9 protein-coding genes and 1 tRNA gene are annotated in these 10,735 nt (G+C 68.1%); 3 read left to right on the plus strand and 7 right to left on the minus strand.

The window, feature by feature from the left end; genetic code table 11:
* Window positions 1-60: 60 nt before the first annotated feature.
* Window positions 61-963, minus strand: coding sequence for an iron-sulfur binding domain-containing protein (locus ABLE94_RS25090; protein ID WP_348810202.1), 903 nt, complete (start codon window positions 961-963; stop codon window positions 61-63).
* On the opposite strand from ABLE94_RS25090, the gene ABLE94_RS25095 reads away from it, so the two are divergent.
* The gene (locus ABLE94_RS25095; protein ID WP_348806624.1) at window positions 962-1,639 is read left to right on the plus strand and encodes a carbonic anhydrase; all 678 of its coding nucleotides are present in this window, start codon (window positions 962-964) and stop codon (window positions 1,637-1,639) included. The two genes, ABLE94_RS25090 and ABLE94_RS25095, sit on opposite strands and share 2 nt — an antisense overlap.
* A 120-nt stretch (window positions 1,640-1,759) precedes the next feature.
* A complete protein-coding gene (locus ABLE94_RS25100; RefSeq protein WP_348810203.1) occupies window positions 1,760-2,530 on the plus strand; it encodes a hypothetical protein in 771 nt (256 codons plus the stop codon).
* A gap of 22 nt (window positions 2,531-2,552) precedes the next feature.
* Here the strand turns inward: ABLE94_RS25100 and disA are convergent, their stop codons facing one another.
* The gene (gene disA, locus ABLE94_RS25105; RefSeq protein ID WP_348806626.1) at window positions 2,553-3,665 is read right to left on the minus strand and encodes a DNA integrity scanning diadenylate cyclase DisA; all 1,113 of its coding nucleotides are present in this window, start codon (window positions 3,663-3,665) and stop codon (window positions 2,553-2,555) included.
* 110 nt (window positions 3,666-3,775) lie between these two features.
* Here disA and ABLE94_RS25110 point away from each other — a divergent pair, with 110 nt between their 5' ends.
* Complete coding sequence (locus tag ABLE94_RS25110) at window positions 3,776-4,327, plus strand: PaaI family thioesterase (protein ID WP_348806646.1); 552 nt, start codon at window positions 3,776-3,778, stop codon at window positions 4,325-4,327.
* A 22-nt stretch (window positions 4,328-4,349) separates the two neighbouring features.
* Here the strand turns inward: ABLE94_RS25110 and ABLE94_RS25115 are convergent, their stop codons facing one another.
* The 5 genes from ABLE94_RS25115 to ABLE94_RS25135 form a co-directional block, all read right to left on the minus strand.
* Window positions 4,350-5,318: an alpha/beta hydrolase-fold protein gene (locus ABLE94_RS25115; protein ID WP_348806627.1), complete on the minus strand. Its 969-nt coding sequence runs from the start codon at window positions 5,316-5,318 to the stop codon at window positions 4,350-4,352.
* 169 nt (window positions 5,319-5,487) lie between these two features.
* A complete protein-coding gene (gene radA, locus ABLE94_RS25120; protein ID WP_348810204.1) occupies window positions 5,488-6,882 on the minus strand; it encodes a DNA repair protein RadA in 1,395 nt (464 codons plus the stop codon).
* A gap of 69 nt (window positions 6,883-6,951) precedes the next feature.
* Window positions 6,952-8,757: a selenocysteine-specific translation elongation factor gene (gene selB, locus ABLE94_RS25125; protein WP_348810205.1), complete on the minus strand. Its 1,806-nt coding sequence runs from the start codon at window positions 8,755-8,757 to the stop codon at window positions 6,952-6,954.
* On the minus strand, window positions 8,757-10,088 hold the full coding sequence (gene selA / locus ABLE94_RS25130) for an L-seryl-tRNA(Sec) selenium transferase (protein WP_348810206.1): 1,332 nt from the start codon (window positions 10,086-10,088) through the stop codon (window positions 8,757-8,759). Before selA ends, selB begins: the two co-directional genes overlap by 1 nt.
* A gap of 16 nt (window positions 10,089-10,104) precedes the next feature.
* Window positions 10,105-10,200: transfer RNA gene (locus tag ABLE94_RS25135), tRNA-Sec, on the minus strand.
* Between the last annotated feature and the right edge of the window lie 535 nt (window positions 10,201-10,735).

The raw sequence follows: 10,735 nt of genomic DNA on the forward strand, positions 1-10,735 counted from the left end.
AGAAGTGTGTCCACACCGATGTCATCGGTGCGTATACGGGCCGACCGACCTGCGTCGCCGTCAGCCTGCGTCACCGTCGCCGGCCAGGCAGTATCGTCCGTCGCGGGTCAGTTCCACCAGACCGTCGGTCAACAGGGAATCCAGGGCGCGGTCACGCTGGCCGTGATCGGTGGTCCAGACTGCGTCCAACCGCGCCCGATCCACCGGAATGTGATTGTCGCGCAACACATCCAGCAGCAATCCCCGCACCTGCCGGTCGGTCCCGGTGAACTTCTGGACTCGTTTCTTCGGCCCGGTGTGGGCCGGGCGACCGAGCCCGACCCAGGTACACGAGGTCACCGGGCAGTCATCACAGCGGGGATTGCGGGCGGTACACACCAGCGCACCGAGTTCCATCAGCGCGGCCGAGTACCGTGGCGCGCTGCGCGCATACGAGCCGTCGGCGGAGCGCGGAAGCAGCGCTTCGGCGTCGGCGAGATCGCGCTTGGACGCGTTGCCCGGTTCGGCGCGGCCATGCACCGCGCGTGCGATCACCCGCCGCACGTTGGTGTCGACGACCGGCACGGACTGTCCGTAGGCAAAACACGCGACGGCCCGCGCGGTGTAGTCGCCGATGCCGGGCAGAGTGAGCATCGTCGTCACGTCGTCGGGAACGCGGTCGTTGTGATCGGCGGCGAGCACCTTGGCGCACTCGTGCAGGCGCAGGGCGCGGCGCGGATAGCCGAGTTTGCCCCAGGCCCGTAGGACGTCGGCGGGACTCGACGTCGCCATCGCCGACGGGGTCGGCCACCGCTGCACCCACTCGGTCCACGGGCCGATGACCCGCGACACCGGGGTCTGCTGCAGCATGATCTCGCTGACCAGGATCTGCCAGCCGGACAGTCCCGTCGCGCGCCATGGCAGATCACGTTCATTGCGGTCGAACCAACCCAACACGGCCGACGGTGGCAGACTAGTCCCCATGATCGGACTGACTCCCAAACGCGCATGGCAGGTTCTGCTCGAGGGCAACAGGCGTTTCGTCGCCGGTGAATCGCAACATCCCAGTCAGGGTATCGAGGACCGGCATCGTCTCGTCGCCGGCCAGCATCCGCACGTCGTGCTCTTCGGTTGCGCGGATTCCCGACTGGCCGCCGAGATCATCTTCGATCAGGGACTCGGCGACATGTTCGTGGTGCGCACCGCCGGTCACGTCCTCGACTCGGCGGTGCTCGGCTCGCTGGAGTACGCCGCCGAGGTCCTCGAGGTACCACTGATCGTGATCCTCGGCCACGACAGCTGCGGTGCGGTCAAGGCCACCCTCGACGCCCTCGATGAACTGCAGATTCCGGGTGGATACATCCGCGATGTCGTCGAACGCGTCACCCCCAGCATCCTGGCCGGCCGCAGCGAGGGACTGACCCGCGTCGACGAGTTCGAGGCCCGACACGTCGTGGAGACCGGGCAGCTGCTGATGCAGCGCAGCCGCATCATCGCCGACCGCGTGGCCGCCGGAAAACTCGCGATCGTGGGCCTGACCTACGCACTGAGCGAGGGTGCCGTGCAGCTGCGCGGCGTGTACGGCGACATCGGGTCGGCCGACGTGGTCGTCCCGACGGTGGTCAAGCCGGCCGCCCTCCCGGAGGCCGAATCCGCCTGAGGTCGGACCGGCTCAGACCTGCATAGGCATTGGGCCCGATACCTCACACGTCACACAAATTCATGCGACACGCCGCGCGTGGTCGCCGGGACCTGTCCGAATCGCCGTTAGCGTTGTGGCGTGATCGAACCGCAGGGCCCGCTCCCACCAGAAATCTATTGGCGACGACGCATTGTCGCCGGTGGAGTGCTGGTTGCCATCGTGGCCCTGGTGATCGGGCTGGTCGTGTGGACGCAGAGCGGCGGAAGTGACGACACCTCCAACACCGCTGCCACCGGAACCCCGTCGTCGACGACACCGTCGACGGCCACCACCAACGAATCCGTCGACCCGTCTCAGGCACCGTCCGGCGGTGGGGTCGGGGGCGGTGGCGGAGGTGGTGACGCCGGTGCTGCCGGTGCCTCGGAGAGCAGCGCGGCGCCATCCGGCGAGGCCGCGCCGTCGACGCCCGGTGCCACCCCGGTCGCCGGAGACGCGGGCGTCCCGCTGTGCCCGGACAACAGCATCGCGGTGGTCCTCTACACCGACAAATCGACCTACACCACCAACAGTCAGCCGGTCTTCACCCTGGTCACCACCAACGCCGGCCTCAGTGCCTGCACACGTGACGTCGGCAAGGCCGCGCAGAACGTCGTCGTCCGCACCCTCGACGGAACCCGGACGCTGTGGTCGGCGCGCGACTGCTCACCGATCAACACCGTCAACAACGTGGTCCTGCAGCCGCAGCAGCAGGTGAAGGACACCATCACCTGGTCGGGCACCACCAGTACCCCCGGCTGCAAGACGCCGCGCGAGCCGGTTCCCGCCGGTTCCTACCAGGCGATCGGCAAGATCGGTGAACGCGAATCCGAGCCGGTGACCTTCAACTTCGTGGCGCCGGCGACGCCGTAACACTGCCCGGTCGTCACAGGGTCTAGTCGTACCGCTCGATACTCGACTCGGCCAGCCGCGACAATCCCTCGCGGATGTGGCGGGCCCAGATGCTGCCGATGCCCTCGACCGCCTGCAGGTCCGCCGCCGACGACGCCAGCAGCGCCTGCAGGGTGCCGAAACTGCGCACCAGACGGTCCACATGGGCGAACTGCAACCGTGAGATCCGGGCGAGCATGCGGTACCCGCGCGGACTCATCGCGGTGTCCTGCGCCTCGATGGTCGTCGGGTAACCGAACGCGCCGGCGAGCAGGGTGAGGTCGAGGAGATCGGCGTCCGACAACGCTTCGATGGTCTCGAGGGTGCTGTGCACCTCTTCGGTGGTCGCGGGTTCGGGGCTGGCGTAGTAGTCGCGGACCAGCAATTCGCGCACGGCGTCGTTCTCCGCGATCAGTTCCTCGAGTTGCAGGCTCACCTGGCGGCCGTTGACGCCGAGTTCGAGGACGTACTCCTCGATCTCCACGCCCACGCGACGCACCATCTCCATCCGCTGGGCCGTCGACATGGCGTCGCGCAGCAGCACGTAATCCTCGATCTCGGCACGCCCGAGCGCGGAGATCACCTCGTCGAGGCGGGCCTTGTAACGCTCGAGGGTCGACAGGGCCACGTTGGCGCGCGACAGGATCGGGTCCGGGCTCTCCACCACACGCCGCACCCCGTCGGCGTAGACACTGACGATCGACATCGACGCACTCACCGAGATGACCGGATGACCGGTCTGGATGGCGGTGCGTTCGGCGGCGCGGTGCCGGGTCCCGGACTCCTCGGTGGGGATCGACGGGTCGGGCACCAGCTGCACGTTGGCACGCACGATGTGTTTGCCGTCGGTGGACAGGACCACCGCACCGTCCATCTTGGCCAGCTCCCGCAGGCGGGTCGGCGCGAACTCGACATCGAGGTGGAAGCCGCCGTCGCAGATGCGTTCCACGTCGGAGTCGTGACCGAGCACGATCAGGGCGCCGGTGCCGCCGCGCAGGATGCGTTCGAGACCATCGCGCAGACCGGTGCCGGGGGCGACGCGGGCCAACGTCGCCTTCAACAGTTCCGATCGTCCGCCGTCGGGGCGGCCGTGATCGGACCTGACTCCGTCGACCATGCTGGTGCATCCTCTCGATCATGCGGATCCACCCGTGACACTGCGAGTGGTGACATGGCCTAGGGTAACGCTGCGTGAGCACCCCATCTGGACCGGCGCCTGCGCGCGGCATGGCGATACCCGACGATCTCGAACCGATGCAGCGGCATCCGAAGGCTGCCGGGCCGGGCCAACCCATCCGGATGCACAACCCGATGTGTCTCGGCTGCGGTGAGGACGCTCCGCGCGGTCTGCACCTGGTGGTGCGAGCCGGGCCCGCGGACGTCGCAGACGGTTTCTCGGTCGAAACCGAGATGGTGGTCGAGCCGTGGATGGAAGGTGGTCCCGGCGTCATCCACGGCGGCGTGCTGTCCACCGCCTTCGACGAGGTGATGGGAACCGCCCCGCTGCTCGTCGGGCCGTCGGCGGTCACCGTGCACCTCGAGGTCGACTTCATCGCGCCGATACCGATCGGCTCGACCCTGCACCTGAGTGCCCGCCTGCTCGGCCGGCAGCGCCGCAAGGTCTATGTTGCGGCCAGCGCACATCTCGGTGATCCGGATTCTGTTGTGGCGATAGGGAATTCGATCTTCGTGACCATCAATCCCCGGGAGCACTTCGCCGACCATCTGGACAACAGTCAGATGGCCGACGAATACCGACAGCGTCTGTCCCGTCCCTGACGGACGCCACCGGTGATCGTCATCAGCCGTTCTTGAACCATCCGGCGCGTTCGATGTTCCAGATGCCCTGCTGCCAGTAGCCCCAGGCGTGGGTGCCGGTGATCGGGAAGTCGGTACGCAGCTTGACCCCGAATGCGGGCGCGAGAAGCGCGAACGAACGGCTCTGCTCGCCGGCGAGGGCCTCGATCGCCGTCGAGTTGAAACCGGTGAACAGGAAGTCGGCATTGTTGGCGCCGGCCGGCTGATGGTCACCCCAGATGCCGGTGCCCGCATACATCCACAGGTGCAGTCCACTCATCCACGGCAGGTTCTCGATGGGGGACTTGTTGAAGGCCTGCAGATTCGGGAACCAGCCCCACATGTCGTTGAGGTTGTACCGACCGGCGTCCCACGCGGCCAGACGCATCATCGTCTGCATGCCGGTGGCGACGATGTTCATGAATCCCGACATCGACACGACCCGCGAATACAGGTCGCGTCGCTGGTTACCGATCATCACCGCCTGGCTCGCCGACATCGACAGGCCGACCAGGGTGCGGTTGTGGAAGGCGTGCTTGTCCAGGAATTGGGGAAGGCTGTTCTTCAGGACCGATTCCCAGCGGTACGGGTTGACCTGACCGGCGCTGGTGCTCGGGGCATTCCAGTCGGCGTAGAACGACGACTGCCCGCCGATCGGCATGACGACGTTGTAGCCGTGCTGCGACAGGTACGCGACGTTGGTCTCGCGTTCCCAACCGTTGTAGTCATTCGTGGCGCGCAGGCCGTCGAGGAAGATGACGGTCGGGGCGTTGGCCGGCGCGGTGGTCTGCGACGGCCAGGCACGCACCCACACCGGGTCGTCCATGCCGTAGTTGTTGATCTTCTCGTTGATGAAGCCCTTCACCTTCGCCGCGGGTGGCCCCCAGGCGGTGGCGGTGGCCGCACCTGCCAGCAGTGCGGCGACGGTGAGGATGGTGGCGATCACGGTGAACATCAGACGGCGCACGCCCATGACGTGGCCAGACCTCGGCAACATGCGACTCATTTCCGGCGAAGTGATGAAGCCGCGTACCCGGCCCCCGACGCCGATACCCTACGCCACCTGTTGCCGGATCGTTACCCGTGCGAAGCGTGCATTCGGCACCAATCGGTCTCACCGTGGGCCGGATCACATGAGCCGCTCAGAACGGCGCCTCCACAACCTGCAGGGTCGACGCGGTAAATGCCTTCCCGGTGGCCTCCGCCAGGTTCGCGACGCGTGTGACGCGAATTCCCTTCGGCAGTTTCTCGTCGGTGCCGGACGGGATGAGGACGTGTCCGAATCCGAGGCGTTTGGCCTCGGCGACCCGGCGCGCGACCGCCGACACCCGCCGCACCTCGCCGGCCAGGCCGACCTCACCGATGACCGCGGTGCTCCGCGGGATCGCCTTGTTCTGCAGGGCGGAGAACAGGGCGAGCGCGATCGCCAGATCCGCGGCGGGTTCGGTCACCCGCATCCCGCCGACGGTGGACACATAGGCCTCACTCTTGCCGATCGCCTCGATCCTCATCCGGCTCTGCAGGACCGCGAGGACCATCGCCACACGCGGTGAATCTAGCCCCGACACGGCGCGACGCGGGGTGGCCATCGTGGTCGGGGTGGTCAACGCCTGGATCTCACCGGCGAGGGCACGTTTGCCGTCCATCGTGATCAACGTCGCCGAACCGCTCACGTCGGCGGCGTGATGGTGGACGAAGATGCCGGACGGGTCGGTGACCTGATGGATGCCGTCGTCGCGTTGCTCGAAGCAGCCGACCTCGTCGGCCGCACCGAATCGGTTCTTGATGCCACGCACCATCCGCAACGACGAGTGCCGATCGCCCTCGAAGGACAACACCACGTCGACGAGATGCTCGAGCGACCGCGGGCCGGCGACGGCGCCGTCCTTGGTGACGTGCCCGACGAGGATGACCGCGATGCCGCGGTTCTTGGCCAACGACACCAGCGCGGTGGTGACCGCGCGGATCTGGGTGACCCCGCCGGTCACGCCGTCGGCCCCGGAGGCCACGACCGTCTGCACCGAGTCGACGATCATCAGTGACGGATTGACGGCATCGACATGTCCGAGAATCGTGGCGAGATCGGATTCGGCTGCGAGATAGATGTTCTCGTGCACGGCGTCGGTGCGTTCGGCGCGCATCCGGACCTGACCCGCGGATTCCTCACCGGTGATGTAGAGCGCGCGACGACCCGATTGCGCCCAATGCTTGACCGTTTCGAGCAGCAACGTCGACTTGCCGACGCCGGGCTCACCGGCCAGCAGGATCACCGAGCCCGGCACCACGCCGCGACCCAGGACGCGGTCGAACTCGCCGATCCCGGTGGGGACGGCCGAGGAGGTTGCCGCGTCGACCGCGGTGATCGGGACGGCCGGGCTGGTCGGGGTGATGGTCGCCGTCGTGGCGCCGCCCGCCGACGTGATCGTGGTGACCTCGTCGAGTGCGCCCCACGCATGGCATTCGGGGCACCGCCCGAGCCACTTGGGTGCCTGGTAGCCGCACTCGGTGCACCGGAAACTGGACTTGGATTTCGCCACGGGGATCAGCCTACGGCCGGCGTCCGACAACTCGGCCCAGGCGCGGTGCCGGCTGTGGACAGGCCGCCGTCAGCGGATCACCTCGCGGTGGCCGGCGTCGATGCGGCGCGTCCAGCCCCGGGCGTCGAGATGTTCGAGCAGCGGGATGACGACCCGTCGGGTGGTGTGCAGGGCACGGCGGGCGGCGCTGGTGGTGAACGGCTGCTCGAGAGTGGCCAGGGTGCGCATCGCCAGAGCCGGGGCCGTGGGGGCCAGGACGACGCCGGCGCCGAGGCGCTGTAGGCGTCGGGCACGTTCGGCGGCGGCGAGTTCCCGATCACCGAGACCGAGCGCGGCGAGATCGTCGGCTTCGGGAGCGGCGAACGGGTCGGCGGCGAGTCGTCGTTCCAGTGCGGCGACGGCATCCTCGGCCGGACCGAGGTGCGCGGTGCGTCCCCGGGCCGCGAGGTGCCCGTCGAGATGATCGACACCGGCCTCGCCGATCACCGCGTCGACGATTGCGGCGTCGTCGGGAATGCCGAGGAGCGTGGGGACCGACGCGCGCGACAGGCCGGGCGAGAGCGGGTCCTCGCGGTGGGTCGCGTCGACCGCGGTGCGCAGGCGGCGTGCCCAGTCGGCGAGAGCGGTGGCGTCGGCCCACCAGCCTCCGATGGCACGTACCGATTCCGGTGGCGGATCGTCCGACGGATCGCTGCCGCCGATGAGGCCGAGACGTCGGAGGTGATCGACGCGGACGACGCCCCGTCGGGATACCTCGGCTTCCACGCTGGGGGTCGACTGCATGGATGCCAATAGCGTTGCGCGCCTGGTGCCGTCGCCGCGGCGGCGCAGGTCCGGCGGATCGGCGTCGAGGATGCGTGCCCCGCCGACGATGCGGGTTCCGGGATCGCGCAACACCATTCGGTCGCCGACGATCAGGGGGAGCGCATGGTGGAGATTCAGCCGGGCGTGATGGGTGTCGAAGGGCCGGAGGCGGGCCGGTTGCGCCGAGGTGCCGATGTGGACGACGAGATGTTCTGGGGCACTCGTGAAGTCGTGGCCGCTGACCCGCGCGATATCGACGACGGCGGTATCTCGCCAGGCGTCGGGGGTGAGCAGCACATCACCGCGTGCGACGTCGTCGGTGTGGACGCCGCGCAGATTGACCGCGGTCCGACGGGTCGGGCCGATCTCGTTACGTGGGCGTCCCTCGCTCTGCAGGCCGCGTACGGTGACGGTCCGGGTTCGGTTGGCCGTGGACAGTTCGAGGCGATCACCGATGTGAATGGTTCCGGCGGAAAGGGTTCCGGTGACGACGGTGCCGGAACCGCCGATCGTGAACGATCTGTCGACCCAGAATCGGACGGGTGCGGTCGGTGACGGTGACGGGCTTTCGGCGAGAACGATGTCGAGTTCGGCGCGCAGTTCGTCCAATCCGGTGCCTGTTGCCGCGGAAGTGATCACGACGGGTGCGGTGGCCAGTCCGGTCGAGGAGAGTCCGGTCAGGGTATCGGTGACGGTCTGGGTGATCCGATCCTCGGCGGCGAGGTCGGACCGGGTGATGACAATGACGCCCCGGTCGATCCCGAGCGCAGCGATCGCGTCCCGGTGATCGTCGGATTGGGCCTGCCAACCCTGATCGGCGGCGACGACGAACATCACCACGGGCGCGGCACCGAGCCCGGCCAGCATGTTGCCCAGGAATCGCTGGTGGCCGGGGACGTCGACGAATGCCACGTCGGCACCGGAAGGCAAGGTGGTCCAGGCGAATCCGAGGTCGATGGTCAGACCGCGGCGGCGTTCCTCCGCCCAGCGGTCGGGTTCCATCCCGGTGAGGGCATGGACCAGGCGGCTCTTGCCGTGATCGACGTGTCCGGCGGTGGCGACGACGAACACTATGCACCCGGGGTGAGTGCGCTGCTCGACGGGGATGCGGTGGCGGCGCGGAGCGCGGCCAGGACGGTGTCGTCGTCGGCTTCCGGAATGCACCGGAGGTCGATGAGACTTGCGCCGTCGTGGACGCGGGGGAGGACCGCGGGATCACCGCTGCGCAGTCGGGCGGCGGCTGCCTCCGGTAGGCGAAGTGCCCAGCCCGGCAACGGAACTCCGGGTGCACCGCCACCTCCGACGCGGCCATCGTGGGGGACGACCGGTACGTTCAGTTCGGCGGCCAGTCGTTCGGTGCGGGCACGTAGGCGCGCCGGGTCGGCGTGCAGGTAGGCGGCGACCGGTGGGGTTGCGCCGTTGAGGGTGGCCTCCAGTGCCGCGAGGGTGAGCTTGTCGGTCCGTACCGCCCGCGCGAGCGGATGTCGGGACAGGCGGGCGATCAGTTCCGCGTCGCCGAGCATGATGCCGGCTTGTGGTCCGCCGAGAAGCTTGTCACCGCTGGCGATCACAAGATCGGCGCCCGCGTTGAGCGCCGTCGTCGCGTCCGGCTCGTCGGGCAGCGTCTCGTCGGGTTGCAGGAGTCCGCTGCCCAGATCGACGACGAGCGGGATGCCGCGTTCGGTGCACAGGCCGCGGAGTTCGGTGAGTCCGACCTCGCTGGTGAACCCGTGGACCCGAAAGTTGCTGGGGTGCACCTTCAGTACGCATCCGGTGTCGGGGCCGATGGCGTCGGCGTAGTCCCGTAGGTGGGTGCGGTTGGTGGTGCCGATCTCGCGGAGGCGGGCGCCGGTGGACACCATGAGGTCGGTGAGCCGGAATCCGGCGCCGATCTCGATCATCTCGCCGCGGCTGATCACCACTTCGCGGCCGATGGCCAATGCGGTGGTGGTCAGCAGGAGTGCGGCGGCGCCGTTGTTGACGACGAGGGCGTCACCCGCGGCGGGACACGCGTCGAGAAGTGCCTGGCGGGTAGCGGTACCGCGTCGTGACCGGGTGCCGGTGTTCAGATCCAACTCCACGTCGACGTATCCGCCGGCGGCGATCACCGCGTCGAGGGCGGCCGGTGACAGTGGCGCACGGCCGAGGTTCGTGTGCACGATGACACCGGTGGCGTTCAGGACGGGTCGAAGACTGTGCGGGTGTCGGACCGCCAGGTTGTGGGATACCACCTCCGCCACCTCGGTGGGGGCGATCTCGCCTCGTCGGGCGGCGTCCTGTGCGTCGCGGACGACGTCTCGGATGACGTTGTCACCCAGACGTTTCCGGGCATCGACGACACTCGGTTCGGCCAGCAGCTGATCGGTGCGTGGGATCTGCCGACGCGGATCTGCAGCCGTCACCGAACCTCCTTGGTCGTGGCGGAGGCGGACGGGAATCGAACCCGCCAGACCGAGATACTCGACCTCACCGGTTTTGAAGACCGGGGGGACCACCAGGAACCCTGACGCCTCCATGCGGTACCCAACTTAGGCCATTGTGCCGGTGCGGTCGACAAACCCGGGCGGGTTCGGGTGTCGCGTGCTGCGTACCTCGGCAAAGCGGTCGAGCACGAGGCCGTCGAGCACGCGACACCCAATGGGCGATTCACTCTGGAATTTTCAAGGAACCCTCCCGCTGGTCGAGTAACCCGAGGAACGAGGGCGTATCCGCCGGGCCGAGCTTGTCGAGGTCACGTGAGGCGAGGCTGGTGCACAACCTCTCGATTCAGGAACTGTTGTTGTTGTGTTGTCGCCGGCCACTTACGGCTGGTCGAGCCCTTATCTCGCCGGACGAGCGCTTACCCTGCGGGCCGAGGGCTTATCTCGCTGGTCGACCCCTTACCCCGCTGGCCGAGCGCTTACCCCGGCGGGCGAGCCCCATTGCCCGCCGGTCGAGACATCCCAGGGCGTTAAGTTGTCAAGCTGCGGCTTCGGGCGTTTGGTCTTTCCATGCGATTTCGGGGTCGTAGGGGACTCCGCGGACCAGGCAGCCGTGCAGGATGCCGACG

Source organism: Gordonia sp. VNK1 (assembly GCF_040049135.1).
Classification (GTDB): domain Bacteria; phylum Actinomycetota; class Actinomycetes; order Mycobacteriales; family Mycobacteriaceae; genus Gordonia; species Gordonia oleivorans.